This is a genomic window from Streptomyces sp. NPDC054813, from assembly GCF_053611365.1.
On the sequence record NZ_JBSHAF010000023.1, the window covers coordinates 142,020 to 167,075 of the forward strand.

General features: G+C 71.2%; 21 protein-coding genes. 13 read left to right on the forward strand and 8 right to left on the reverse strand.

Annotated features, from left to right (window positions below; all coding sequences use genetic code 11):
- Positions 1-67 precede the first annotated feature (67 nt).
- Positions 68-334 carry a Sec-independent protein translocase subunit TatA gene (tatA, locus tag ACWGJB_RS36765; RefSeq protein ID WP_453384381.1) on the forward strand — a complete coding sequence of 89 codons (267 nt, stop codon included), beginning with the start codon at positions 68-70 and terminating at the stop codon, positions 332-334.
- A 36-nt stretch (positions 335-370) separates the two neighbouring features.
- On the opposite strand, the gene ACWGJB_RS36770 is transcribed toward tatA, so the two are convergent.
- From ACWGJB_RS36770 to ACWGJB_RS36780, 3 genes are all read right to left on the reverse strand, one after another.
- Positions 371-1,330: a sporulation protein gene (locus tag ACWGJB_RS36770; RefSeq protein WP_453384382.1), complete on the reverse strand. Its 960-nt coding sequence runs from the start codon at positions 1,328-1,330 to the stop codon at positions 371-373.
- 300 nt (positions 1,331-1,630) lie between these two features.
- On the reverse strand, positions 1,631-2,071 hold the full coding sequence (locus ACWGJB_RS36775; protein WP_360475869.1) for a DUF6114 domain-containing protein: 441 nt from the start codon (positions 2,069-2,071) through the stop codon (positions 1,631-1,633).
- On the reverse strand, positions 2,071-2,781 hold the full coding sequence (locus ACWGJB_RS36780) for a DUF6230 family protein (RefSeq protein ID WP_453384383.1): 711 nt from the start codon (positions 2,779-2,781) through the stop codon (positions 2,071-2,073). Before ACWGJB_RS36780 ends, ACWGJB_RS36775 begins: the two co-directional genes overlap by 1 nt.
- 613 nt (positions 2,782-3,394) lie before the next feature.
- On the opposite strand from ACWGJB_RS36780, the gene ACWGJB_RS36785 reads away from it, so the two are divergent.
- The gene (locus ACWGJB_RS36785) at positions 3,395-4,045 is read left to right on the forward strand and encodes a Tat pathway signal sequence domain protein (protein WP_453384384.1); all 651 of its coding nucleotides are present in this window, start codon (positions 3,395-3,397) and stop codon (positions 4,043-4,045) included.
- Between the two features lie 17 nt (positions 4,046-4,062).
- Here the strand turns inward: ACWGJB_RS36785 and ACWGJB_RS36790 are convergent, their stop codons facing one another.
- The gene (locus ACWGJB_RS36790; protein ID WP_453384385.1) at positions 4,063-4,995 is read right to left on the reverse strand and encodes a lytic polysaccharide monooxygenase auxiliary activity family 9 protein; all 933 of its coding nucleotides are present in this window, start codon (positions 4,993-4,995) and stop codon (positions 4,063-4,065) included.
- 433 nt (positions 4,996-5,428) lie between these two features.
- Between ACWGJB_RS36790 and ACWGJB_RS36795 the strand changes: the two genes are divergently transcribed.
- A complete protein-coding gene (locus ACWGJB_RS36795; RefSeq protein ID WP_453384386.1) occupies positions 5,429-6,076 on the forward strand; it encodes a ScbR family autoregulator-binding transcription factor in 648 nt (215 codons plus the stop codon).
- Positions 6,077-6,129: 53 nt separating this feature from the next.
- Positions 6,130-7,293 carry a damage-control phosphatase ARMT1 family protein gene (locus ACWGJB_RS36800; RefSeq protein WP_453384387.1) on the forward strand — a complete coding sequence of 388 codons (1,164 nt, stop codon included), beginning with the start codon at positions 6,130-6,132 and terminating at the stop codon, positions 7,291-7,293.
- Positions 7,294-7,547: 254 nt separating this feature from the next.
- Here the strand turns inward: ACWGJB_RS36800 and ACWGJB_RS36805 are convergent, their stop codons facing one another.
- Complete coding sequence (locus ACWGJB_RS36805; RefSeq protein WP_453384388.1) at positions 7,548-9,137, reverse strand: serine/threonine-protein kinase; 1,590 nt, start codon at positions 9,135-9,137, stop codon at positions 7,548-7,550.
- 294 nt (positions 9,138-9,431) lie between these two features.
- Here ACWGJB_RS36805 and rox point away from each other — a divergent pair, with 294 nt between their 5' ends.
- Complete coding sequence (gene rox, locus ACWGJB_RS36810; protein WP_453384389.1) at positions 9,432-10,883, forward strand: rifampin monooxygenase; 1,452 nt, start codon at positions 9,432-9,434, stop codon at positions 10,881-10,883.
- Between the two features lie 151 nt (positions 10,884-11,034).
- Entirely contained in the window at positions 11,035-13,200 is a 2,166-nt protein-coding gene (gene cyc2, locus ACWGJB_RS36815; RefSeq protein ID WP_453384390.1) for a germacradienol/geosmin synthase Cyc2, read from the forward strand.
- A 238-nt stretch (positions 13,201-13,438) separates the two neighbouring features.
- Here cyc2 and ACWGJB_RS36820 read toward each other — a convergent pair whose 3' ends face one another.
- Positions 13,439-13,780: a hypothetical protein gene (locus ACWGJB_RS36820; RefSeq protein ID WP_453384391.1), complete on the reverse strand. Its 342-nt coding sequence runs from the start codon at positions 13,778-13,780 to the stop codon at positions 13,439-13,441.
- Positions 13,781-14,210: 430 nt separating this feature from the next.
- Between ACWGJB_RS36820 and murJ the strand changes: the two genes are divergently transcribed.
- The 4 genes from murJ to ACWGJB_RS36840 all read left to right on the forward strand — a co-directional run bounded on the left by murJ (position 14,211) and on the right by ACWGJB_RS36840 (position 19,142).
- Positions 14,211-16,043: a murein biosynthesis integral membrane protein MurJ gene (murJ, locus tag ACWGJB_RS36825; protein ID WP_453384392.1), complete on the forward strand. Its 1,833-nt coding sequence runs from the start codon at positions 14,211-14,213 to the stop codon at positions 16,041-16,043.
- Between the two features lie 212 nt (positions 16,044-16,255).
- The gene (locus tag ACWGJB_RS36830) at positions 16,256-16,810 is read left to right on the forward strand and encodes a PDZ domain-containing protein (protein ID WP_453384393.1); all 555 of its coding nucleotides are present in this window, start codon (positions 16,256-16,258) and stop codon (positions 16,808-16,810) included.
- A 197-nt stretch (positions 16,811-17,007) separates the two neighbouring features.
- A complete protein-coding gene (locus ACWGJB_RS36835) occupies positions 17,008-18,135 on the forward strand; it encodes an aminopeptidase P family protein (RefSeq protein ID WP_453384394.1) in 1,128 nt (375 codons plus the stop codon).
- A gap of 62 nt (positions 18,136-18,197) precedes the next feature.
- On the forward strand, positions 18,198-19,142 hold the full coding sequence (locus ACWGJB_RS36840; RefSeq protein WP_453384395.1) for an aminoglycoside phosphotransferase family protein: 945 nt from the start codon (positions 18,198-18,200) through the stop codon (positions 19,140-19,142).
- A gap of 73 nt (positions 19,143-19,215) precedes the next feature.
- Here the strand turns inward: ACWGJB_RS36840 and treZ are convergent, their stop codons facing one another.
- A complete protein-coding gene (gene treZ / locus ACWGJB_RS36845) occupies positions 19,216-20,961 on the reverse strand; it encodes a malto-oligosyltrehalose trehalohydrolase (protein WP_453384396.1) in 1,746 nt (581 codons plus the stop codon).
- Between the two features lie 176 nt (positions 20,962-21,137).
- Between treZ and ACWGJB_RS36850 the strand changes: the two genes are divergently transcribed.
- From ACWGJB_RS36850 to ACWGJB_RS36860, 3 genes are all read left to right on the forward strand, one after another.
- Positions 21,138-21,689 (forward strand): FHA domain-containing protein, encoded by a 552-nt coding sequence (locus ACWGJB_RS36850; RefSeq protein ID WP_453384397.1) that lies wholly within the window; start codon positions 21,138-21,140, stop codon positions 21,687-21,689.
- Between the two features lie 157 nt (positions 21,690-21,846).
- A complete protein-coding gene (locus tag ACWGJB_RS36855; RefSeq protein WP_453384398.1) occupies positions 21,847-23,172 on the forward strand; it encodes a M14 family zinc carboxypeptidase in 1,326 nt (441 codons plus the stop codon).
- Positions 23,169-23,576: an SSI family serine proteinase inhibitor gene (locus ACWGJB_RS36860; RefSeq protein ID WP_453384399.1), complete on the forward strand. Its 408-nt coding sequence runs from the start codon at positions 23,169-23,171 to the stop codon at positions 23,574-23,576. Before ACWGJB_RS36855 ends, ACWGJB_RS36860 begins: the two co-directional genes overlap by 4 nt.
- A gap of 56 nt (positions 23,577-23,632) precedes the next feature.
- Here ACWGJB_RS36860 and ACWGJB_RS36865 read toward each other — a convergent pair whose 3' ends face one another.
- Positions 23,633-24,886 carry a M14 family zinc carboxypeptidase gene (locus ACWGJB_RS36865; RefSeq protein ID WP_453384400.1) on the reverse strand — a complete coding sequence of 418 codons (1,254 nt, stop codon included), beginning with the start codon at positions 24,884-24,886 and terminating at the stop codon, positions 23,633-23,635.
- Between the last annotated feature and the right edge of the window lie 170 nt (positions 24,887-25,056).

Sequence of the window (25,056 nt, forward strand, 5' to 3'; positions counted from 1 at the left end):
GCTCGGCCGGGGCGCAGAAAGCACCCTTCGTCGGCACGGAACAACGTGAGAAAGGGAGGGGGCGGTCATGCTCCGTAACGGACTCGAACCCTGGCACCTGCTGGTCGTCGCGATCGTCTTCATCGTGCTCTTCGGCTCCCGGAAGCTGCCCGACACCGCCCGGGCCCTGGGCAAGTCGATGCGCATCCTCAAGAGCGAGGCGAAGGCGATGAAGACGGACGACACGGCGGCGCCGGTGGAGCCGACGTCGGTGCAGATGGCGGCGGAGCCGGCCGCGGCCCCCGCGCAGCCGGAGCCCGGGAAGGCCGCCGAGCCGACCGTCACCGCGAGCTGACGAACGCCGCCGGCCCTGCTCCTCCGCCGGACAGCCCTAGTCCTCGTCCCCCTCGAAGAAGTCCCCGATCTCGTCCACCACCTCGGCCGCCACCAATCCGCCGACCACGCCCAGCGCGAGACCCGCCGCACCGGCGGCGACCGCCGTGCCGAGGCCCGGTCCGGAGCGGTGGTGGCCGTCGTGCTGCCCGCCGTGGCCGTACGCGGCATGGGTGCCGTAGGCCTCGCGGTGCGCGATCAGCTGGCGGATCCAGCCGTCGACCTCGCTGTTCCAGTCCAGCACGTGAGCGTCCTCGTGGCGCACCGTGAAACGGGTCAGTGCGTCGTGCCCGGAGGAGAACGGCCCGCCGCGCTTGTCCGCCTCCAGGACGACCTCCAGACCGGCGGGGGAGGCGAGGAAGGTCAGCTCGATCTCGCTGACCGCGTGCGCGTACTGCGGCGCCGGGGCCAGCTCGACCTCCTGACAGAACGGCAGCCGCTGGCCCGTACCACCGATACGGCCGTACTCCAGATCCGCCGAGCGGAAGCCGAACCCCAGCTGTCCGAGGGCCTCCAGCACCGCCTCCTGGACGGGCAGCGGCCGCACGGTCAGCGGGTCCAGGTCGCCCTTGTCCCGGGCGCCGGCCACCCCGACCTCGGTGCGCACCCCGAGCACGATCCCGAGGGGCTGCCCGTACAGCTCGGTGACCGGCGTCTCCCACGGCAGCGGCACACTGAACGGCACCTCCCGCTCTTCTCCTTCACCGAGCCGGAACCCGCCGCCCACGGTGAACCGCTCGAAGACGACCGCGCCCTCGGTCTCCCCCTCCTCCTGCTCCGCCTCGACCCGCGCGAGCAACTCGAGTCCGATGTGCTCGACCTCCACCGCCGTCGAGCCGCCCTTCAGCCACACCCGCCCCGACAACACCCCGCCGGGTACCACCGCTGCACCGTCCAGCACCGTGTCCACCGAGGGACCACCGACCCCGATCGCCCCCAGCAGCCGTTTGAACACCATGAAGCCGCCGCTCCTTCGCCGCACTCATCACTCGCACCCCGAACGGCCGCTCGCCGCCCGGCTGCCCGATGAACTCGCAGCGACAGCAAAGAAGTTCCCAAGTCACCTGTTCAGGCGAACAACGTGCCGGTCAGGGCGCGGGGCGGTATCGATGTGCGGCTCCGCCGCGTGAGCGCGGGCGACCACGATGAACCGGCCGCCGCCGTCCGGAAGCCACCACCCCCGTCCAACCGGCCGGAAAGCTCCCCGCGCACAGAGAGGAGGCGGACCGAAACCCACCGGTCCGCCTCCTTCACCGCTTCAGACCGCTTCCGCCCCGTCCCCGAACCCCTGTGCGGCAGCCCGCGCGGCCTTACGCCGCTTGCGCCGGCTGACACGAGGTTCCTGGTCCGGCAGCCAGCCGAAGGCGATGCAGCTGCCCACGGCCCCGAGCAGCAGGCCGACCATGAAACCGCCGAGGTTCGAGGTGAGCCAGGTCCCCAGGGAGAGCAGGATGCCGAGGATGGAGTAGAAGAGGCGCTGGGCCGGGTTGAAGACGATGAGCAGCCCGCAGACGACCATCAGGGTCGGCAGCAGATAACCCGCCAGGCCCTGCATGCCGATGTGCAGGATGACCGGAAGGGGTGCCTTCATGGTCACCAGGATCTCGGCACCGGCCAGCACGAGCAGCACGCCGCCCGCGAACGGCCGCTGCCCCCGCCACCGCCGGAATCGCTCTGTCCGGGTCCCCGGGTCGGTCATCAGTCGCAACCGTCGCCGCTGAAGGACATGTGCAGGTTGGGCAGCTTGAAGACGGCCGCGGTGGCCGCGTAGTTGTGTTGGTAGAGGTGCTCGATGACGACGCCGTCGGCCTGCTGGCCGTAGACGCCCTTCGGGCCCTGCACACCGGCCTTGTCGAAGGTGCTGGCGTCGCGGCCGATCTCGATGTTGTTGAACGTGGCGTCGCCCTTGATGTCGTCGGAGTCGATCGCCAGGTTCGACACGGACACCGGCTTGGAGCCGCCGCCGGCCTTGAGGAGGAGCTGGATGCCGCCGAGGTCGACGCTCTGGCACATGTTGGTGAGCGTGCCGTTCTTCACCACCGACGTGACGACCAGCTCCTGGCCGCCGGTGTCACCGGCGTTGGGGCTGTCCGGAATCATGTTGTCGAGGCCGCCGAACTGCTCGAAGCCGGTGCCGTCGAGCCGGTCGGCGGTGACCACGAACGGCATGCCGGAGATGGCGAACTGCACGCCCAGCACACCCTGTGCGGTGAAGACCGCGAGACCGGCGGCGGCCAGGGTGGCCGGCACCGCCATCACCGCGGCCCGGCGCGCGCGGACCCGACCCCGTCTCGGTTCCCCTCCGGTGGCCCCGGTGGCCCCGGTGGTGTCTGGTGTATCGGAAAGAGAACCGCTTCCCGGGTTCTCAGGCGTGTTGTCGGCGGACGGAACGTCCGGGGACGAGGCCATGTCTGCTCCCATGCATTAAGACGCGGGTTGGGCTTCAGTGGCACGTTGTCCTGGCGCGGACAGCGGCTGCCGCGCACGCCTCCTCACAACTCCCGGCGGACGCAAGGGATTTCTCGTTACGCAGCAGTAGCCATGCCGCAAGTTACCGGCGGTTACTTTAATGGGTCAAGGCAGTTGTGAAAAAAGGGTGTTGAATATGCGTCAATTGTGTTCCGACCTCACATTCCCTTGATCGGTTTCTCAACTCCCTTGATCGGCCTTGACGTTGACGGTTGATCAGGTCTACAACTCTCCCTGGTTTCCTTCGGATCCGTGGCGCCGGATCCGCCGAGCGGCATCGGCCGCTTCCCGGCCTCCTCGATCACCGCTCCGCTCTCGGCGTCGGCACGGTCGCTTCCCCCCAGGGGCCGTGCCCGAACGCCCTCAACCGGCCCGGCCGGAGGCCTAACCCCCCCAGGCTTTCGGCCGGTGTCCGGCTCGGCTGCCGTTGTCGGTCCGTCACGTACGGAGAAGGCGTCACGGGCCGGCAACGGCTGGCGGCGCATACGCGCCCACCCTGCACCCCCACCTCCCCTCACCTCACGCAAGTCCCCCAAGGAAAGAGGCAACCCGCATGCGTACGCGATCCCTCCTCGCCCTCGCCGGTACCGTCGCCGCCCTCTCGGTCGCCGCCACCGTTCCCGCCTCCGCCGACGGTGCGGTGCTCACCACCGGCAGCGCCGGCGGCACCGCCGTCGCCGTCGGTGACGTGCTCAGCGCGCCGCTGGCCACCGGCACCAGCGCCACCCTCTACTCCAGCGCCACCGGCACCAGCGGCGTGTCGTGCACGTCCTCGGTCTTCACCGCCACGGTCACCGACAACCCGGCCGCCCCCGGCACCGCCACCGAGTCGGTCAGCGGGCACACCTTCGACGCCAGCAGCTGCACCAGCAACGTCCTCGGTGTCACCGGCGTCACCAGCATCACCGTCGACAATCTGCCGTACACCACCACGGTCGCCTCGGACGGCACCCTCACGGTCACCCCGGCGAGCGGCTCCACGATCCAGACCACCGTCAAGCTGAAGACCCTGCTGGGCAGCATCACCTGCGTCTACCAGGCGCCCAGCCTGACCGGTACGTCCAGCAACACCGACAACAGCATCAACTTCACCAACCAGGCGTTCACGAAGACCTCCGGCTCCTCGCTCTGCTTCGCGGCCGGTTACTTCACCGCCAAGTACACGCCGGTCACCGACAACGGAGCCACCGTCTTCGTCAACTGACCTTCGCACAAGGGCGGTCAGCGTCGACGCAGACGCAACGCCAGGGCGGCGCCCCCGGTGAGCACCAGCACCGCGGCGGCGCCGCCCGCCAGCAGTGGCGCCGACGGGCCCGAGCCCGAGGTCGTGTCGGAGGCCACGGGAGTGCTGTCGGCGGCGGCGGTTCCGGTCTTTGGGGAGGCCGGTGCCGCCGCCGTCCGCCGCGTCGGGACGGCAACACTCCTCGAGGCGCTGGGAGTCGGGCTCTTGGAGGCGCTCGGGGTCGGCGTGGCACTCGCCCGCTGCCGCGGCCGCGCGCTCGCCGTCGCCCCGCCGTCCTGCTTCGCCGTGAACACCACGTCGGAACACGAGTAGTAGGTGTCCGTCGTGCTGCTGTTCTGCCAGATCGTGTACAGCATCTGACGGCCCGTCCGGCCGGTCGGCAGCTTCGCCGTGAAGTGGTACGCCCCGTTCGTCAGCGCGGGGTCCTTGAACTCGGCGAAGGGCTGCGCGGGCAGCTCGGACCACGTCAGCGGCTTCGCGGGGTCGTACCCCTGCTTCGTCAGATACAGCTTGAACGTGCCGGCGTGCGCGATCGTCGAGGCGTACGTCATCGTCATCCGGGCGCCCGGGGTCAACCGGGTCGCGGGCCAGTCCGTGCGCGCCAGGTCGAGCCCCTTGTACGCCGGCAGGTTGCCGCTGCACAGCCTCCCGTCCGGAATCACCTGCCGGTCACGGCCGTTGACCCCCGCCACCCGCAGGTTGTCCCACGCCACGAAGTTCTGCCCGCTCGCCGCGATCGCCGCCCTGCAGGCCGCCGTCGACGCGCTGCCGCCGCTGGGGGAGCAGGCGTAGACCCGGCTGACGGGGTCGGTGGGCGCGCCGTGTGCCTGGGCGGAACCCGCCGCCCACGACAGGAGCAGCAGCGGAGCCGCGACGGCGGCTCCCGTCAGACGGGCGGTCGTCCGGGTCATCGGGACGTCTCCTCGGCAGGCGCGGGTACGAAGTCTGCTGAGATGAGTACGGGATCCGGGCGCGCACTGTTCAGCGCGATTGATCACAGGGCAGGGCGGTGTGCGGGCCGCCGACCGGGTCGTCCGTTTTGCGGACCGCGCAGGCGTCATTGAGAACCAACCGCGCGGCTCGTATCGTTGTGATCACCGATGTGCGCCCGGCCGCCCGCATCGCCTCCGGGAACCGGCACGAACACGAGGGAGTGGCGCGTTCTGATCTCGTGCGTTTGTGCAGTGTGGCCGCCGATGGCGGGGCCGCGCCCACCACTTGCGCGTGTCTGTCACCAGGTCCGCACAGTCGCCTCCCGTTGCCGCACGGTGAGCTATCGTGTGCACGGGGTAAAAAACAAACCGCATGCCCCGTCGGTTTGGAGCCGTGAGGAGTGTTGAGTCGATGGCGAGGCAGTTACGCGCGGAGCAGACCCGCGCCACGATCATCACGGCCGCCGCCGACCTCTTCGACCGGCGTGGCTACGAATCCACCAGTCTGAGTGAGATCGTCGAGCACGCGAAGGTCACCAAGGGGGCGCTCTACTTCCACTTCGCCGCCAAGGAAGACCTGGCGCACGCCATCATGGAGCTCCAGTCCCGCACCTCCAGCCAGTTGGTGAAGGAGTTGGACAGCCGCGGCTACTCCTCGCTGGAGGCCCTGATGCGCACCACGTTCGCGATCGCCCGGCTCTCCGTCGACGGCCCGATCCCGCGCGCCGGACTGCGGCTCGCCACCGCGGACGTCAGCGTGCGGCCGCCGCTGAGGCATCCGTTCACGGAGGGCCTGGAGTTCGCCACGCGCAAACTCCAGGGCGCGGTCAAGGAGTCCGACGTCCACCCGGACATCGACATCGGCGCGGTCGCCCACTCCCTGGTCTGCTTCTTCGTCGGCACCCGGGTGGCCGGCCGCAACCTGGAGCCGGTGGGACGACTGCCGCGCAGGGTCGCGGAGATGTGGTACCTGATGATCCGCGGCCTGGTCCCGGTGCACCGGCGCGCCCGTTACATGACCCTCGCCACCCAGCTGGAGCGCGAGATCAGAACGGCGTGACAGGCGCCGTCGGTTCGCCGGAGCCGGGCATCCCGCGCGATAGCGTGGCGCCCATGCCCGACTCCGCCGCCGCACCCGTGATCCTCGGCACCACCGGCCCGTTCCCGCACAGCGTGCTGGCCGAACGGCACCCCGCGATCATCCGTCAGGTGCGGGACGCCTTCCCGTACGGCCCCGCACAGCACCGCGCCCTCGACGCGCTGCTGCGCAACTGCACCGAAGGCGTCATCGAACCCCTGCCGGACGGCGACCGGTGGCGCGGCTGGGGCCTGGACGGCTACCTCGGGCACTCCTGGTTCGACGTGCCGTGGCTGTGGTCCGAGAGCTACTTCTACCGTCGGCTCCTGGACGCCGTCGGCTACTTCGGGCCCGGCCCCTGGCAGGGCATCGACCCCTTCCGTCCCTTCAAGCTCGCCGAACTGGACGCCAAGGAGACCGACGAGGAGTTGGCGGCGCTCGACGCCCTCGGCGACGACCCGGACCGCGCCCTGCTGTACGGCTCCCTCTGGGGCAACCGTGCCGACCTGGGCTTTCGCCTCTCCGCCGAGTCGGGCGAGGCCGTCTCCGCCCTGGTCGCCGATGACAGCGCCGATCTGTGGCGGCTGCTCCGGGGCGGCACCCTGTGCCTCGTCGCCGACAACGCGGGCCGTGAACTCGTCCCCGACCTGCTGCTGATCGCCCGCCTCCTGGACACCGGCCGCATCGCGGACGCGGTCCTGCACATCAAGCCCTACCCCTACTACGTCTCCGACGCCACGACCGCCGACGTGCTCGACGCCCTGCGCAGGCTCACCGCCGCACCCGGAGCGGCAGCCGGGTACGGCCGTACCCTCTGGTCGGCGATGTCGGACGGCCGGCTCAGCGTGCGCGCCCACCCCTTCTCCTGCGCCCCGCTGCCGTACGCCGAGATGCCCGGTGACCTGCGCGCCGAGTTCGCCTCCGCCGACCTCACGATCTTCAAGGGCGACCTCAACTACCGCCGTCTGGTGGGCGATCGGCTCTGGCCGCCGACCACCCCGTTCGCCGGGGTCACCGCCTGGTTTCCGGGGCCGGTGGCCGCGTTGCGCACCCTCAAGTCCGATGTGATCACCGGCCTGGCCGCGGACACCGAGGCGGCCCTGGACGCGGCCGAGGGACAACGCTGGCGCACGGCCGGCACCCACGCCCTCATCCAGGTCAACCCAGGGACATCGGCAGCGACTTCATCCCATTCATGAAGGTGGAGACCGGCCGTTCGGCAGGCCCGCCCCGCTCCAGCGCGGGCGCCTCGGCACGGAGCGTGCGCGGCCGCAGCCGTGCGAAATGAGCGCCCAGGCAGATGTGCGGACCGTCCCCGAAGGACAGGTGCGGGTTCGGCGTACGGCCCACGGATCGAAGAAGTCGGGCACGGACGGGCCCTCGCCGCCGCCGGCAGAGGTGGTCACACGACCACGCCGGCCCGCCCGTCGGAACCCGCCAAGGGGGACCGGGCCTAGCCCGTCTGCCAGACCGTCAGGTCCGCCATCAGGAAGCTGCTCCCGCTGTCCGGCAGTGCGTCCGACTTCACCCGGACCACGAACAGGGCGATGTCGCCGTCGCGGTCCTCGGCGCAGATCTCGCTCCCGGCCGCCACCGCGGCCAGCGGGATGCTGTGGCTGGTGGCGTCGCCGAGCAGTTGACGGCACACCTTCAGGGAGCCGCGCGGGTCTCCCAGCACGTCGACGAACACGCTGGTCCGGCTCTCCAGCGAGCAGCCGCCCTTGGCGCACGCGAAGCGGACGTCGCCCTTGCGGTCCTTGCGCTCGGCCTGCGCATCGATGTCGACGGAGTTCTTCTCGCCGAGAAACTCGGCGGGGTAGGGGTAGGCGACCGTGTGCGGTGACGGTGACGCGCTCGGGGACGACGACGCCCGGGCCGCACCGCCCGAGGAGACGGCACCGTCCTTGCCGGACACCGTCGAACCGGATGTGCCGGACGAGGACCGGGCCTTCACCTGCCCGCGGACCCAGGTGTCCGTCTCCCTGACGATCAGCACCACCGCCGTCATCGTCAGCACGACCGACGTCACGGCGGCGACCGCTATCAGTGCCCGGCGACGGCGGCTCACCGGCCGGCCCACCGGCGGCGCCGGCAGCGGCCGCGTACCGGGCGGGACGGGGTATGCCCACGTGGGGTCGGCGGCCGGCTCCGGAACCGTGACCTCCGGTCCGATCACCTCCTGCCACACGGTCGGCCCCGCGCCGGCATCGGCGTCCGGGCCCAGCCGCCGCCGGCACCACTCGACGATCTCCGCCAGGGTGGCCCGCCGCTCCGGATCGGCATCCAGACAGCGGGCGATCAGCGGGCGCAACTCCTCCGGCAGCAGGGTGAGATCGGGCTCGGAGTGCACGATCCGGTACAGCACGTTGACCGCCGGGCCGTCCCCGTACAGCGGTTCGCCCAGCGCCGCGAACGCCGCCGTCTGACCGAGCGCGAAGACATCGGTCGCCGGGGTGACCTCGCCTCCGGACGCCTGCTCGGGAGCCATGAACGAGGGTGTGCCGATGGCGGTGCCCGTGGCGGTGTGGAAGGTGGTGTCGGCGGCCAGCGAGATACCGAAGTCGATCACGCGCGGTCCGTCCGAGGCCAGCAGCACGTTCGACGGCTTCAGATCCCGGTGCACGATGCCCGCGCCATGGATGGCCTGGAGCGCCTCGGCCACCCCCGCCATCAGCCACAGCACCGCCGGCAGTGGCAGCGGTCCGCGCCGCGCGACGACGTCCGAGAGAGCGGGCCCGGGCACGTACAGCGTGGCCAGCCAGGGCGGTACGCCGTCCGAGTCGGCGTCGATGAGTTCGGCGGTGTACGCGCCCCGGACCCGGCGGGCCGCCGCGATCTCCCTGCGGAACCGGCGCCGGAAGTCCGGGTCGTCGGCCAGTTCCGGCCGCACCACCTTGATCGCCACCGGCCGGCCGCCGCGCGTGTGCGACAGATAGACCCGGCCCATGCCGCCCGCGCCGAGCCGTGCGGCGAGCCGGTAACCGGCGACCATCGGCGGATCGTCCGCCTGCAGCGGTTGGAACACCCCGGTCGCGTTGTTCATCGGCCCCCGCCCCCTGATCCGTTGATCCGGTGAATGGACCAACAGCGGCAGCCTAAAGGATGCCCTGTGAAACCTTCGGGGGAGGACATCCGTCCGGAGCGGGCGGCGGAAACGACCGGCGGAAAAGCCAAGGGCAAGGAGTCTTCCGCTCCTTGCCCTTCTCAACGTATAGCCCACCGGGGGCCTTGCGGCAAGGCCCGGTCGATGTTGCAGAATCCCGGGCCGAAGCCGGTAGCGGCGGAAATCGGTGATACGCGCCGTGTGCGTGCCTTTCTTTTCCCATGGGGGATTTCGATGTTCGATGTGATCATTGCCGGCGGCGGTCCGACGGGACTGATGCTGGCGGGCGAACTGCGGCTGCACGGTGTGCGGGTGCTCGTGCTGGAGAAGGAGGCGGTGCCGACCGGCCAGTCCCGCGCGCTCGGCCTGCACGCCCGCAGTGTCGAGACAATGGACCAGCGCGGATTGCTGGAGCGGTTTCTCGCGCTCGGCCAGAAGTTCGCGGCCCCCGGTTTCTTCGCCGGTATTCCCGCGCCGTGGCCCGACCGGCTGGACACCGCGCATTCCTATGTCCTCGGCATTCCGCAGACCACCACCGAGCGCCTGCTGGCCGAGCACGCCGGTGAACTCGGCGCCGAGATCCGGCGCGGCTGTGAACTGGTCGGGCTGAGCCAGGACGAGGACGGGGTGAGAGTCGAACTCGCCGATGCGGGCACCCCCGCGGGCGAGGAGCGCACGCGGCTGCGCTCGCGCTATCTCGTCGGCTGTGACGGCGGCCGCAGCACGGTACGCAGGCTGCTGGGCGTCGGCTTCCCCGGCGAACCGGCCCGGAGCGAGACCTGGCTGGCCGAGCTGGAGGTGGCCCTGCCGCCGGAGGAACTGGCCGCCGTGGTGGCCGAAGTCCGCAGGACCAGCGCGCGGTTCGGCGTCATGCCCCGCGAGAACGGCGTGCACCGCGTCATCGTGCCCGCGGCGGCGGTCTCCGAGGACCGCAGGGTCCCGCCGACCCTTGAGGAGTTCGGGCAGCGGCTGCGGGAGTTCGCCGGCACCGACCTCGGGGTGCACTCGCCGCGCTGGATCTCCCGCTTCGGCGATGCCACCCGGCTGGCCGAGCGCTACCGGGACGGCCGGGTGTTGCTGGCCGGTGACGCGGCGCACATCCACCCGCCGACCGGCGGCCAGGGGCTCAACCTCGGTGTCCAGGACGCGTTCAACCTCGGCTGGAAGCTGGCCGCCGAGGTGCGCGGCTGGGCGCCGGAGGGGCTGCTGGACAGCTACCACGGCGAACGGCACCCGGTGGCCGCCGCCGTGCTCGACAACACCCGTGCGCAGACCGAACTGCTGTCCGCCGAACCCGGTGCGCGGGCCGTGCGCCGGCTGGTGACGGAACTGATGGGCTTCGAAGAGGTGAACCGGTACCTGATCGAGAAGATCGCCGCGATCTCCGTCCGCTACGACTTCGGCGAGGGGCACGAACTGGTCGGCCGGCGCCTCCGGGACGTCCGGCTGAAGCGGGGGCGCCTCTACTCGCTGATGCACGCCGGCCGGGGGCTGCTGCTCGACCGGGCCGGCGGGCTCTCGGTCGCGGGCTGGGCGGACCGGGTCGACCACGTCGTCGACGTCAGCGAGGAACTGGACGTACCCGCCGTGCTGCTGCGGCCGGACGGCTATGTGGCGTGGGCCGGCGAGGAACCGCGGGAGCTGCTCGACGTGCTGCCCAAGTGGTTCGGCGCCGCCGCCGGTTGAGTACCCCGGCAGGGTGCCGGGGCGGGGCCGGGGCGCCGCGGGCGCCACAAAGGCCGTCCGAAGTTCCCGGATTCCGCCTCGGTTCACGCGATGGTGTGATCATGTGTCCCCCGGTGGATGGCCGTTGGAGCCCACGGGTAGGGCCCCGGCCATGACGCAGCCGTTCGAACTCCCGCACTTCTACATGCCGTATCCCGCGCGGCTCAATCCGCACCTGGAGGAGGCCCGCGCCCATTCCACCGAGTGGGCCCGCGGGATGGGCATGCTGGAGGGCTCCGGGATCTGGACCCAGGCCGACCTGGAGGCACACGACTACGGCCTGCTGTGCAGCTACACCCACCCCGACTGCGACGGCCCGGCCCTGTCGCTGATCACCGACTGGTACGTGTGGGTGTTCTTCTTCGACGACCACTTCCTCGACATGTACAAGCGCACCCAGGACCGCGCCGCGGGCAAGGCCCATCTCGACCGGCTCCCGCTCTTCATGCCGCTCGACCCCGCCACTCCCGTGCCGGAGCCGCAGAACCCGGTCGAGGCGGGCCTCGCCGACCTGTGGGCGCGCACGGTGCCGTCGATGTCGGTCGACTGGCGCCGCCGCTTCTCGGTCGCCACCGAGCACCTGCTGAACGAGTCGATGTGGGAGCTGGCCAACATCAACGAGGGGCGGATCGCCAACCCCGTCGAGTACATCGAGATGCGCCGCAAGGTCGGCGGCGCCCCCTGGTCGGCGGGGCTGGTCGAGTACGCGACGGCCGAGGTGCCCGCGGCCGCCGCCGGGACGCGGCCGCTGCGGGTGCTGATGGAGACCTTCGCCGACGCCGTCCACCTGCGCAACGACCTGTTCTCCTACCAGCGCGAGGTGGAGGACGAGGGCGAGAACAGCAACGGCGTGCTGGTCCTGGAGACCTTCTTCGACTGCACGACCCAGGAGGCCGCCGACACGGTCAACGACATCCTCACCTCCCGCCTCCACCAGTTCGAGCACACCGCCCTCACCGAAATGCCCGCCCTCGCCGTCGAGAAGGGCCTCACCCCCGACCAGGCCGCCGCGATCGCCGCCTACACCAAGGGTCTGCAGGACTGGCAGTCCGGCGGCCACGAGTGGCACATGCGCTCCAGCCGCTACATGAACCAGGGCGCCACCCGGTCCTCCCCCTGGCAGCACCTCACCGGGCCCGGCACCGCCGCCGCCGACGTGGGCGCCCTGCTGGCCTCGGCCGCCGCCGAGCGTCTGCGGGCCTACTCACATGTGCCCTTCCAGCAGGTCGGCCCCTCCCTCCTGCCCGACTTCCACATGCCCTACGAGGTCGAGCTCAGCCCGCACCTCGACGCCGCCCGCCCCCGGCTGACCGCCTGGATGCACGCCACCGGCATGCTCGCCGAGGGCGTCTGGGACGAGGACAAGCTCGCCGCCTCCGACCTCGTGCTCTGCTCCGCCGGCCTCGACCCGGACGCCACCCCCGAGGAACTCGACCTCAGCGCCGACTGGCTGGCCTGGGGCACCTACGGGGACGACTACTACCCCCTGGTCTTCGGCACCCGGCGCGACCTGGCCGGCGCCCGGCTCGCCACGGCCCGCCTCTCCGCCTGCATGCCCCTCGCCGACGAGCCCGTCCCCGTGCCGGCCACGGCCATGGAGCGCGGCCTGATCGACCTCTGGGCCCGCACGACCGCCGGGACGAGCCCCGAGGACCGGCTCACTCTCAAGCGGTCCGTCGACAGCATGACCGAGAGCTGGCTCTGGGAGATGTCCAACCAGCTCCAGCACCGCATCCCCGACCCCGTGGACTTCCTGGAGATGCGCCGGGCCACCTTCGGCTCCGACCTCACCCTGAGCCTGGCCCGCCGCGGCCGGGGCCCCGCGATCCCCGCGGAGGTCTACCGCAGCGGCCCGGTCCGCTCCCTGGAGAACGCCGCCATTGACTACGGCATGCTCATCAACGACGTCTTCTCGTACCAGAAGGAGATCCAGTACGAGGGCGAGTTCCACAACGCGATCCTGGTCGTCCAGAACTTCTTCGGCGTCGACTACCCGACCGCGCTCTGCGTCGTGCACGACCTGATGACCCAGCGGATGCAGCAGTTCGAGCACGTCGTCGGCAATGAACTCCCGGTCGTGTACGACGACTTCGAGCTGTCGGCCGAGGCCCGTGCGGCCATGGACGGCTATGTCCGCGACCTGCAGAACTGGATGGCGGGAATCCTGAACTGGCACCGACGGGTGGACCGTTACAAGGCGCACCACCTCGCCCGTCGGGCCCACGGCTTTCTGCCCGACCGCCCGCCGCTCGCCCCGGCGCTCCCCGTCATCGCCTGACGGGTCGGCCGGCGGCGGTCCTGACCCCGGCCCCCAGTTGTCCGGATGGCCGTGACCGCCTGTGCGGCGCGGGCACACGTTCGCGGGACGGCCTCGGCAAGACCGTCCCGCACCCGCCCGCGCACCCGACAGATTCCCCGCCGTCAGGACAAGTCCGCTCGTGAAAGCGGGAGATCGGACTGAAACGGGTTCGTGGGTGATTTTCAGATCCGCCGCTGCGTCAGCAGAGAATGGACTCTCAGCATCCTTCGGTGATGCCCGTCACCCCGGCATCGAAGACTGCGCTGGACTTGCCGGTCGGGGTGAGCCAGCAGGAGCTGCCCGCGGCGACGTGTACCCTGACGTATATCCCACTGGAACAGTGGTTGTTGTAGTAGATCCTGGTGGACGTGATTCCGTCGCTGAACGAGTAGTTGGCGTAGGAACCTTGCGGCAGGGTGCATGCGAAGCTGTAACTCGCTTTGGGGCTCACGATCTGGTCGTGGGTCCCGGAGTTGGTCGGCGTTGCCGCCCCGCTGACACCCGTTCCGAGTGCGAACAGGAAACCCGTCGCTGCGACTGTCGCCACTATTCGACGCATTTGTTTTCCTCTCGTGGAGAAGCGGTTTACTTTTGCCTGATTTCACGTGCGGTCGCTAACTATCTATGGGGCTCCCAGGGATTGCCAGTGATTATTTCCGGTCAGGGTGGCCGAGAATCGGCAATAATTAATATTTCTTGACCCGTATTCCGCCCGAAGTTTTCGCAATAGAAGTGGATATTGGTAGCAGAAGGTAAGTGCGGCACCGAGGCTGGGATGATCCACGTCACATCGGCGGGCCCAGCCGGCCGACAGGTGCAACTCCCGGTCGACACCTCCACGATCAGGACTTGCGGCTGCCGTGTCTGACGGCAGAGGCGTCGGGGAGTCGGAGCACGCTGACCACAACGTCCTGCGGGCGTCCCGGAGTTGCCGCGCCGGTATGGTGGCTGCCCAGTGGGGGCCAGAGATACGGAGCGATGGATCACGCATGAATGTTGAAGGTGACGGCAGCCGCGCAGCCGCCCCGGAGTCCGGGGCGCGGGATCGCGGCCGGCGTGCCGTGCCGGACGGGGCTGCCCGCGACTTCGAGACACTCCGGATTCGCCGGGTGTCCGACTCTGCCTCGGCCATGAATCCTGTCGTGACCGAGGCGGTGCCGGTCGCCGGCGAAAGCTCCGACGGTAAGCAGCCTCCCGGTCTTGTGAAGTCCAGCGCTTTGATGGCGGCCGGAACTCTGGTGTCACGCTTGACTGGTTTTCTGCGCACTCTGGTCATGGGAGCTGCGCTAGGTGTGGGAACGCTCAACGACACCTATCAGGTGGCCAATACGCTACCCACCATGATTTACGTGCTGGTTGGCGGAGGGGCCCTCAACGCGGTCTTCATTCCGCAGCTGGTGCGATCGATGAAAGAGGACTCCGACGGGGGTGCCGCATACGCCAACCGTCTCATCACCCTGGTCATCACATTTCTCGGCTCGACCACCCTGATATGTGTCGTTGCGGCACCGGAATTCATCCGTATCATGTCGCCCTCGATGGCCACTCACCCCGACCAGTTGCGTGTCGCGGTCGCCTTCGCCCGTTACTGCCTGCCCACCATGTTCTTCATGGGGATTCACGTGGTGATGGGGCAGATCCTGAATGCGCGCGGGCGGTTCGGTGCCATGATGTGGACGCCCGTCCTGAACAACATCCTGATCATCGCTGCTTTCGGGTCATTCGTCTGGGTGTTCGGCTCGGCTGACCACTCGGGCATGTCGGCATCGACGATCACGCCGCAGGGAGTACGCCTGCTCGGCCTCGGCACCCTTCTGGGGCTGGCGGTTCAGGCGCTGGCCATGGTCCCCTACCTGCGCGACTCGGGATTCCGGATCCGCCTGCGCTTCGACTGGCGTGGTCATGGCCTCGGGAAGGCTCTCGGCCTGGCGAAATGGACCTTCCTGTTCGTGCTCGTCAATCAAGCCGGCATGGTCGTCGTCACGCGACTTGCCACCGCCGCCGGCGCGACCGCAGAGAAGGCCGGACACCCCGGCACCGGCATCACCGCATACAACTACGCGCTCCTGCTGTGGCAGATGCCGCAGGCCATCATCACCGTCTCCGTAATGACAGCCATCCTTCCCCGCATCGCCCGCGCAGCCGCCGACGGCGATCACGGAGCAGTCCGAGACGACATCTCACAGGGGCTGCGTACATCAGCAGTCGCCATCGTTCCCTGTGCCTTCGCATTTCTCGCTCTGGGCGTGCCTCTGATCCAGCTGCTCTACGCCGGAGCCGGCGAGGAAGGCGCCCGCAACATCGGCTTCGTCCTGATGGCCTTCGCCCTGGGATTGATCCCGTACTCGGTGCAATACGTAGTACTGCGCGGCTTCTACGCCTACGAAGACACCCGAACGCCCTTCTTCAACACCCTCATCGTCGCGCTCGTGAACGCCGGCGGATCTCTCGCCGCCTATCTCCTGCTCCCCGCGCGGTGGGCCGTGACCGGCATGGCCACCGCATACGGCCTGGCCTACGTCATCGGCGTCGGCGTCGCCTGGAGACGACTCCGCAGCCGACTCGGCGGCGACCTCGACGGCCGTGAAGTCATCCGAACCTACGCGCGTCTCATCGGGGCCAGCCTTCCCGCATCCCTGGCAGCCGGATCGGTCGCTGCCTGGCTGATGACGGCGATTCACACCCCCGCCGTTGCCGCGCTCACCGCACTCGTCGCAGGAGCGACCGTACTGATCGCTCTGTTCATCCCCCTCGCCCGCATGATGCGCATCAATGAAGTCAACGCCATGGTGAACATGGTTCGCGGCCGCCTTGGCCGCTGACAACGCGGCCGGCCGGCCATGAGCCGGACGGCGGGGCCGCCATACCCGTCCTCCCGCTCAAGGCGCGAGCGGCGGCCGCCGCCGTCGCGGGTGGTGGTCAGGTGGCGCGAGTGAGGGCTGAGGCTTCCCGTGGTTGACCCAGGGGCAGTCTCACTCGTTCGTGTCTCGTCGCGCCCGCGTGCGCCGGGTAGAGCTGCGGCTGGAGGCGAACCATGGAACAGACCGCTTTGCGTCCCAAGCCCATCCCCGGTCAGGAACGCCGGGACGGCCCCGAACCCGGCCCGGCCCGGCACCCGCACGCCGCACGCCGACGCGGCCGGCGCGTCAGGTCCCTGGTGTTCGGCCTGTCCGTGGGCACGGTCCTGCTGCTGACCGGGGTCGGACTCGGCACGGCCGGCGCCACGGTGATCGGCATGAGCAGACTGGCGGAACTGCGGCAGCAGGCTCCGCCGACGACACCGAGCCCCGCACCGTCGGTGACCGCCACCCCCTCGCCGACGGCAGCCGCGACCCTGGGAGTGGAGGCCGTGGACGCCGAGAAGGTGGGCGCGCTGGTCGTAGGCGTCCACATGCCCGGCCCGGGCTACACGGCGGGCCTGGTGCGCGGTGACGTGCTCCTCCAGCTCGGCGACAGGCGGATCGACAGCGCCGCGGACCTGGCACGCGCGGTGGCCGAGGCGCATCCGGGGAAGGAGGCCAAGCTCACGGTGCGGCACGAGAGCGGGGGGTATCAGCAGCTGACGGTCGTCCCCGGCGTCGTGACCTGATCTGCCCAGGGGAGCGAGGCCGTACAGATGTGCGGCTCCGCCGCGTGGGCGCGACCAGCCACGACCCACCCGCACCGGCAGCACGACCGCAACCCACGACGGCGGCTATACCCAAACCGGCTCGCGCGGCCACGCCGCACCCGGCAGGATGCATGCCGAGGCCCCTACAGTCCCCTCACCCGCACAGGGAGGCTCGGATGACCGGCAGCACGCCCGCGCCCTTCACCGCCGGCGACTACAAGTCCCGCATGACGCGCGCGGCGCACACCGCGGCCGACGCCGGACTCGCCGGCCTCCTGATCGCCCCCGGCCCCGACATGGTGTGGCTCACCGGCTACACCCCCACCGCGGTCACCGAACGGCTCACCCTCCTCGTCCTGACCCCCGGCGAGGACCCCGTGCTGGTCGTCCCCACCCTGGAGGCCCCCGACGCCGCGAAGGCCGACGGCGCGGCCGTCCTGACCCTGCGGGACTGGACCGACGGCACCGACCCCTACACCGTCACCGCCGGCCTGCTCGCCAAGGACGGCCGCTTCGGTATCAGCGACAACGCATGGGCCATGCACCTGCTGGGCCTGCAGAAGACACTCCCCGACACCTCCTACGCCTCCCTCACCGACGCGCTGCCCATGCTCCGCGCAGTGAAGGACGCGGCCGAACTCGAACTCCTCGCCGCCGCCGGAGCGGCTGCCGACGCAACGTTCGAGGAGATCCGCAAGGTTCCCTTCGCCGGCCGCCGCGAGTCCGACGTCGGCCACGACCTCGCCGACCTGCTGCGCCGCTTCGGTCACGACCAGGTCGACTTCACCATCGTCGGCTCCGGTCCCAACGGCGCCAACCCGCACCACGAGGTCGGCGACCGCGTCATCCAGGACGGCGACATGGTCGTCCTCGACTTCGGCGGCCTCAAGGACGGCTACGGCTCCGACACCACCCGAACGGTGCACGTGGGCCCGCCGACCGCCGAGGAACGCGAGGTGCACGACATCGTGCGCGCGGCCCAGGAGGCCGGCTTCCGGGCCGTACACCCCGGTGCCGCCTGCCAGGAGGTCGACCGGGCCGCCCGCGCGGTCATCACCGATGCCGGGTACGGCGAGTTCTTCATCCACCGCACCGGCCACGGCATCGGCGTCACCACGCACGAGCCGCCGTACATGATCGAGGGCGAGGAGCAGCCGCTGGTGCCCGGGATGTGCTTCTCCGTGGAGCCCGGCATCTACCTGCCCGGCCGCTTCGGGGTGCGGATCGAGGACATCGTCACGGTGACCGAGGAGGGCGGGCGTCGTTTCAACAACACCACCCGCGAGATGGTCATAGTGGGCTGACCGAGCCGGCCCCGGCGTACCTTCTCGCCCCTACCCGACCCCGAACGGCAACGGCGCGATCCATGACCCAGGCACCGACACCCACCGCGGACACCGTCCGCCGACTGGTCCGTTCGCTGCTCAAGGAGAGCGCGGACGGAACCCCGGGCCCCGACATCCGGCCCGTGGCGGCGGGCGGTGAGCACTCCACCTGGTGGGTCGGCACCCGGTACGTGCTGCGCCTCGCGCCCGACCGCGAGGCCGCCGCACGCCAGCGCCGCGAACTGCGCCTGCGTGACCTGGTGCGTCCGCACCTGCCCGTCGCGGTCCCGGCCGGCGTCGCGCACGGCGAGTGGGCGCCCGGGCTGACCTACACGTTGGACACCGCGATCCCCGGCGGTACGGCCGAGGAGCACGACGTCTCCGCGGTCGGCGAGGCCGATCTGGCCGGGCTGCTCACCGGGCTGCGCGAGGTGCCGGTACGGCAGGCCGAGACGCTCGGCGTGCCGCGTACCCCACCGAGATCCCTGGAGGCGCTGCGCCGGATGGCCTTGCCCGCCGCCGAACGCCTCGCCGTCGCCGACGAGTTCGACCCCGCACCCCTGCTCCACTTCACCCCGCCGGGCGCCGCCCAGCTCGCCGCCCAGCCCGGTACGGCCGTGCTGGCCCACCACGACCTCAAGGGCGAGCACCTGGTGGTGAGCGCCGACGGCAGGGTGCGCGGCGTCCTCGACTGGACCGACGCGGCGGTGGGCGACCCCGCCGAGGACATCGCCGGGCTCGCCCTCGCGGTCGGCTCCGGTGCGGCCGTCCGCGCGGCCACCCTCGCCGGCTACGGCGCCCGCCCCTGCCTGCGCGGCCTGTGGCTCGCCCGCTGCGACACCGTCATCCGCCTCACCGACCGCCTCGAAGGCCGCGACGACAGCCCCCTGCCCCTGCTGCGCACCCAGCTCCGGCGCGCCTGGGAGGCGATCCTCCTCGAGCGCGTGTCGGACCTCCGGGAGGACGACACGGACGAGGAGACGTAGGGCACGCGCGCGTGCACGCCCTATGCGTGTCCCAGCCGGCATGCGTACATCCCGTACGCCGGTAGGCGCGTGCTCACGCCTGGGTCAGTACCACGCAGGACTCGCCCGGCACCCGCAGCAGCCCGTTCGTGTCCGGTGCCGTCACGGTCTCCCACGCGGCCAGGACCTCGACCCGGGCGGTGCCCAGCGGGATCGCGGCCGGCTCCTTGCCCAGGTTCACGGCGACCCGCACGTCACCGCGCCGGAACGCCAGCCAGCGTGCCTCCTCGTCGTACGCCACCTTGGTGTCGGCGAGGTCGGGGTCGGTGAGGTCCGGCTGCTCGTGGCGCAGGGCGATCAGCCGGCGGTACCAGGCCAGCACGCGCGCGTGCGGCTCGCGTTCCGGCTCCGACCAGTCCAGGCAGGACCGGTCCCGGGTCGCCGGGTCCTGCGGATCGGGTACGTCCTCCTCGGCCCACCCGTGTGCCGCGAACTCCCGCCGCCTGCCGCGTCGTACGGCCTCCGCCAGATCCGGGTCCGTGTGGTCGGTGAAGAACTGCCAGGGGGTGCCCGCCGCCCACTCCTCGCCCATGAACAGCATCGGTGTGAAAGGCGCCGTGAGCGTCAGCGTGGCCGCGCAGGCCAGCAGGCCGGGCGAGAGCGTGGCCGAAAGCCGGTCGCCCTGGGCGCGGTTGCCGATCTGGTCGTGGGTCTGGGTGTAGCCGAGCAGCCGGTGCCCGGCCACCCGCGCCCGGTCCAGCGGCCGGCCGTGGTGGCGGCCCCGGAAGCTGGAGTAGGTGCCGTCGTGGAAGTAACCGCCGGTGAGGGTCTTGGCGACGGCGGCGAGGGGGGCGCGCGCGAAGTCGGCGTAGTAGCCCTGGGACTCGCCGGTCAGCGCGGTGTGCAGGGCGTGGTGGAAGTCGTCGTTCCACTGCGCGTCCAGGCCGAGCCCGTGCTCCGCGCGCGCGGTGATGACCCGCGGGTCGTTCAGGTCGGACTCACCGACCAGGAACAACGGCCGGCCCGACTCGGCCGCCAGACCGGCGACGGCCGACGACAGCTCCTCCAGGAAGTGGCACGCGCGCGTGTCGCACAGCGCGTGCACCGCGTCCAGGCGCAGCCCGTCGATCCGGTAGTCGCGCAGCCAGGCCAGCGCACTGCCCACCAGGTACGCGCGCACCTCGTCGGAACCGGGCGCGTCCAGGTTGACCGCCGCGCCCCAGGGCGTGTGGTGCGTCTCCGTGAAGTACGGCCCGAACGCGGGCAGGTAGTTGCCCGACGGGCCGAGGTGGTTGTGGACCACGTCCAGGACGACACCCAGCCCGAGTCCGTGCGCCCGGTCGACAAAGCGCTTCAGCGCCTCGGGTCCGCCGTACGGCTCGTGCACCGCCCACAGCGAGACCCCCTCGTACCCCCAGCCGTGCCGGCCCGGGAACGGACACAGCGGCATCAACTCCACGTGCGTGACGCCCAGTTCCTTCAGATGGTCCAGGCGTCCGGCGGCGGCGTCCAGGGTGCCCTCGGGGGTGTACGTGCCCACGTGCAGCTCGTAGAACACCGCGGCCGGCAGCGCGCGACCCGGCCACGCGGCACGCCACGCGTACCGTCCGTGGTCGACGACCGCGCTGAGCCCGTCCGGTCCGTCCGGCTGGCGTCGCGAGCGCGGGTCGGGCAGCACCGGACCGTCGTCCGGCGCGAACCCGTAGCGCGTGCCGTCCTCGGCGTCCGCCTCCCCGGCCCACCAGCCCGGTCGCCGCGGATCACGCTCCAACGCGCGTGCTGCGCCGTCGCAATGGAGCGTCACACGGTCTGCCTGCGGTGCCCACACCTCGAACTGCACGGACGGTTCCCCTTCGTCTGGCTCATCGTGAGGTAGTCCGTCCATCGTGCCGTGAAAAGAGATCAATCCGCTTTGAATCCCGGCTTTGCCGACGGGTGTCGCAGTACGTACGCGCGCGTGACGGCCGTTTCCCCGTTTTCTGGACACCCGGGGTTCACTGACCCAGAATCGGCAGCGTGACGTCGTCCTTCGAGTTCAACACCTATCCCGCGCGGCTGTCCGACGCGGAGCGCGAGAAGGCGCTGAGTGTGCTGCGCGACGGCGTCGCCATGGGACGGCTGTCGCACGACACGTTCGTGCGCCGTATGGAGCTGGCCCTCGCCGCCCACCGCGTGGACGAACTTGCCGTACTCACCGCCGACCTGCCCCAGGAGAGCCGCTTCGCGCGCGTGCTCTTCGGTACCGTCGAGGCCGTCTCCGGGTTCACGGTACGGCTGCGCCGGGCCTGGCAGTCCGAGCGGCTGCCCAAGCTGCTGCTGCCGCACCCCGGCGCCGGGCATCCGCTGCGCATCGGCCGTGACCCGGCCAACGGGCTGCGGCTCAACCACGAGACGGTCTCCCGGGTGCACGCCGAACTCCACCGGCAAGGCGGCCTGTGGGTCCTCAGGGACCTCGGTTCCACCAACGGCACGACCGTGAACGGCCGCCGGGTGATCGGCGCCGCCGTGGTCCGCGAAGGCGACCAGATCGGCTTCGGCCGGGTCTGCTTCCGGCTCTCGACGCACTGAGTTCGCACCTTTTCTCAAGTGGCTGAAAAACGTTTGTCCGCCGCGGTGTTGACGTACCCCTCGAGTCGTGACTGACTGTGCGTGCATCATGCACATCAGGTGAACCGACGGCGCGTCGTGGAGGTGTGCCCTGCCGTCACTCCTCCGCTATCCGTCCGTGGACGAGCTGGAAACGCGGGCGGCCGGGCTGGTCGCCGAGCACCCCCGGGAGGCTCGGCTGCGCCGGATCGGCACCTCCCGCGCGGGCACCCCGCTGTGGCTGCTTTCGATCGGTCACGGCAGCCGGCATGCCCTCGTCGTGGCCGGCCCGCACGCCAACGAACCCGTCGGCGGCGCCACCGCGCTCCGCCTCGCCGACCGGGTCCTCGCCGACCCCCGGCTCACCGAGGACGCCGACGTCACCTGGAACCTGCTGCTGTGCCTGGACCCGGACGGCTCGCGCCGCAACGAGGGCTGGCTGGCCGGGCCGTACACGCTGGGCCACTACTTCCGGAACTTCTTCCGGCCCGGCTTCCTGGAGCAGCCCGAATGGCTGCCCGACGGGGCCGACGCCGTCGCGCTGCCCGAGACCCGGGCCCTGCTGGACCTCCAGGACGAGCTGCGGCCCTTCCTCCAGTGCTCGCTGCACGGCGTCGACGTCGGCGGCGGCTTCGTCGAGCTGACCGACGACCTGCCGGGCCTCGCCCCGCGCCTCGCACACACCGCGAGCCGGCTCGGCATCCCCCGCGAACTCGGCGCCTACGACACCCTGTACTGGCCCACCCTGGGCCCGGCCGTCTACCGGGTGCCGCCGCCCCGCCGGGGCGATCTGGTCGCCGCCATCACCGAGGCGGCCGTCGACTCCACCTGGTTCCATCCGCACCGGCACGGCACCGTCACCGCCATCGTCGAGGCGCCCATGTGGGGCGTGGCCGCCGTCCAGGACGGCGCACCGCCCGCCGACCGGGACGCCGCGCTGCGCGCCGTCAGCCGGACCCTGCGGCACGACACCGGCCTCCTGGAGGGCGTCCTGGCCCGGATCCGGCCCCAGTTGTCCGCCGCGCCGGACGCGGCCCGGCTGCTCGCGCCGGTGGACGACTACCTACTCGTCTGCCCGGGCCTCGCCGACGCCTGGGACCCCGGTACCGACGCCGGCAGCGCCCGCCCGCTGCCCCCGCTGAGCACCGCCCATCTGGCCGCCCTGCGGATCGCCGGGCGTCGGCTGGTCCTGCGCACCGCCGGACTGCTGCACCGGCTGCTGCGCGGCACCGGCCACGACCCCGCCGGTGCCCTGCCCGACCTGGACCGGCTGATCGACGACTGGTGCGCGGACTACCACCAGGCCTTCGGCGCGCGCTGGATCCCGGTCGCACGCCAGGCCGAGTACCAGACGCGGGTGGTCCTGAGCGCCTTCGAACTGGCACTACGCCACACGCGCGTGCGTGCTCGTTCGGGTGAGTCGGGCTGGGGCGCGGAGGCCGTTGTGCCGATGCACCGGGAATGAGCCATCTGATCAGAGCGACAGCGGCCGGCGGCGCCCTGCTGGCGGCCGCCGCCCTCCTCGCCGCCGGCCCGGCCCAGGCCGCGCCCGGTGCCACCCTCGGCGGCGACTACCTGTACCTGACCGTCACCAAGGGGGACGGCCGGTCCAGCGCCACGCTGCTGCTGTGCGACCCGCCCGAGGGGCATTCCCGCGCTGCCGATGCCTGCGCCGAACTCGACACGGTGGGCGGTGACATCGCGCGCCTCACCCCGGTCAGGGACGCCATGTGCCCGATGGTCTACGCCCCCGTGACCGCGCAGGCGCGCGGGCAGTGGAACGGCCGGCCGATCGAGTACCGCGAGACGTTCTCGAACTCCTGCGGGATGGCGGCCCGCACCGGACCGGTCTTCGCCCTCGACAGCTGAACCCGTCGGCGGCGTGCGGCTCCCGGGGCGTGAACCACCGGCCCGGCCCCGGAGCCTCACGCTGCCCGCTCACGGGCGTGCTGCGCGGCCGCCAGCACCGTCCTGGACTGATGCTCCACCTGGCGCTCCAACGGCACCCAGCGGGCTTGGAAGCGCTCCCCGTAGGCGTCGCACCAGGAGGCCACCAGCTCTTCCAGCCGCGGCACCGCACGGTCGTCCGCCTCCCGCAGCACCCGCAGCAGCATCGACGCCGCCCGCAACGGCAGCCGTCGCCCGAAGGCGTCCACGCTGCCGACGTACGCCATCGTGGTGTCGATCGGCGGCCGGCGGATCCAGTCCTCGGCCAGTCCGGGGATCAGCCCCAGCGCCCAGCGGGCCGCCCGCAGCAGTGGGCCGTCCAGGAGGCCGTCCAGCCGGGGCAGCGCCTCGGTCAGCACCCGCTCCACCTCCCGCGAGTCCCGCAGCAGCCGGCCCGCCAGCCGCCGCATCGCCGCGGCCGGCGCCGGGTGCGGCGCCGGGTCGTCGACCAGGTCGCTCGCCCACATCGGCACCTCGACCACTGCCGTCAGGCCGCCGTAGCGGTGCGCGTGGTACCAGGTGCTGTGCCGTGCGTCGTCCGGCAGGCTCGGGTAGGCCACCCCCGTCCCCGGACCCGGCATGACGCGGACCCCGGGACCGGAGGCCGGCCAGCCTGCGGCGTCCGAGGCGCCCGTCTCCACCGGGATGTGCAGCTCCGCCGCGGACTTGGCGAACGGTTCGGCGAGCCCGGGCACGTCCTTCGTCAACTGCACCCAGCTGCCGCCCAGATCTGTGCCGTGCAGGGTCACCTGGAGGTAGGGGCGCAGTTCGTCGATCACCCCGAGCAGGGCCAGGGTCTCGGGCGGCAGCCGGTCCGGGGGCAGCACCGACGGCGACCACTCGGGCTGTTCGGGACCTGCCGGGCGGTAGAAGCCGTGGTGGTAGTCGAGCAGGCTGCGCGGCGCCGGGGTGACGTGCAGGCTCGCGCCGTCCGGGTCCGCGCACAGCAGGAAGTGCCAGGAGGTCTCCGCCCGTAGGTCCCGCTCCATGACCACCCGCTCGGCGAGCGCCTGGAGGGTGCCGCCCCCGGTCGGCTCGTTGGCGTGGGCGCCCGCGACCACCAGCACCGCCCGCCGGTCGTGCCCCACGGACAGCAGGTGCAGCGGTCTGCCCGCGCGGGAGACGCCGATCTGCCGCAACGTGCACAGGCCGGGCCGGTGAGCGGCCAACGCCCGGGCGGTCGCGACCAGTTCGGGAACACTGGGGTAACGCAGCTCCGGCAGGAGACTCACCCCCGACTTGTCCGCCCGGCTTCGCATTCCCCAGTCCCGCACGGCATAGGTGAACTGTCAAGAACCTCCCGGGGGAGGCTCCAGGGGGCGCCCAGGTGCATGCCCCGTCGGCCGACGGGGCGGTTGTCGCCGGTGGGGGTGCGAAGCCACTACGGGGCGCGGAACGGCTC

Bases quoted from the DNA above. Each gene is read 5' to 3' on its own strand.
- ACWGJB_RS36790 (WP_453384385.1), bottom strand. From the start codon at position 4,995: ATGACCCGGACGACCGCCCGTCTGACGGGAGCCGCCGTCGCGGCTCCG.
- ACWGJB_RS36860 (WP_453384399.1), top strand. From the start codon at position 23,169: ATGAGCCATCTGATCAGAGCGACAGCGGCCGGCGGCGCCCTGCTGGCG.
- ACWGJB_RS36820 (WP_453384391.1), bottom strand. From the start codon at position 13,780: ATGCGTCGAATAGTGGCGACAGTCGCAGCGACGGGTTTCCTGTTCGCA.
- ACWGJB_RS36795 (WP_453384386.1), top strand. From the start codon at position 5,429: ATGGCGAGGCAGTTACGCGCGGAGCAGACCCGCGCCACGATCATCACG.
- cyc2 (WP_453384390.1), top strand. From the start codon at position 11,035: ATGACGCAGCCGTTCGAACTCCCGCACTTCTACATGCCGTATCCCGCG.
- tatA (WP_453384381.1), top strand. From the start codon at position 68: ATGCTCCGTAACGGACTCGAACCCTGGCACCTGCTGGTCGTCGCGATC.
- ACWGJB_RS36785 (WP_453384384.1), top strand. From the start codon at position 3,395: ATGCGTACGCGATCCCTCCTCGCCCTCGCCGGTACCGTCGCCGCCCTC.
- ACWGJB_RS36840 (WP_453384395.1), top strand. From the start codon at position 18,198: ATGACCCAGGCACCGACACCCACCGCGGACACCGTCCGCCGACTGGTC.
- ACWGJB_RS36830 (WP_453384393.1), top strand. From the start codon at position 16,256: ATGGAACAGACCGCTTTGCGTCCCAAGCCCATCCCCGGTCAGGAACGC.
- ACWGJB_RS36780 (WP_453384383.1), bottom strand. From the start codon at position 2,781: ATGGCCTCGTCCCCGGACGTTCCGTCCGCCGACAACACGCCTGAGAAC.
- ACWGJB_RS36775 (WP_360475869.1), bottom strand. From the start codon at position 2,071: ATGACCGACCCGGGGACCCGGACAGAGCGATTCCGGCGGTGGCGGGGG.
- ACWGJB_RS36770 (WP_453384382.1), bottom strand. From the start codon at position 1,330: ATGGTGTTCAAACGGCTGCTGGGGGCGATCGGGGTCGGTGGTCCCTCG.
- ACWGJB_RS36800 (WP_453384387.1), top strand. From the start codon at position 6,130: ATGCCCGACTCCGCCGCCGCACCCGTGATCCTCGGCACCACCGGCCCG.
- ACWGJB_RS36835 (WP_453384394.1), top strand. From the start codon at position 17,008: ATGACCGGCAGCACGCCCGCGCCCTTCACCGCCGGCGACTACAAGTCC.
- murJ (WP_453384392.1), top strand. From the start codon at position 14,211: ATGAATGTTGAAGGTGACGGCAGCCGCGCAGCCGCCCCGGAGTCCGGG.
- rox (WP_453384389.1), top strand. From the start codon at position 9,432: ATGTTCGATGTGATCATTGCCGGCGGCGGTCCGACGGGACTGATGCTG.
- ACWGJB_RS36805 (WP_453384388.1), bottom strand. From the start codon at position 9,137: ATGAACAACGCGACCGGGGTGTTCCAACCGCTGCAGGCGGACGATCCG.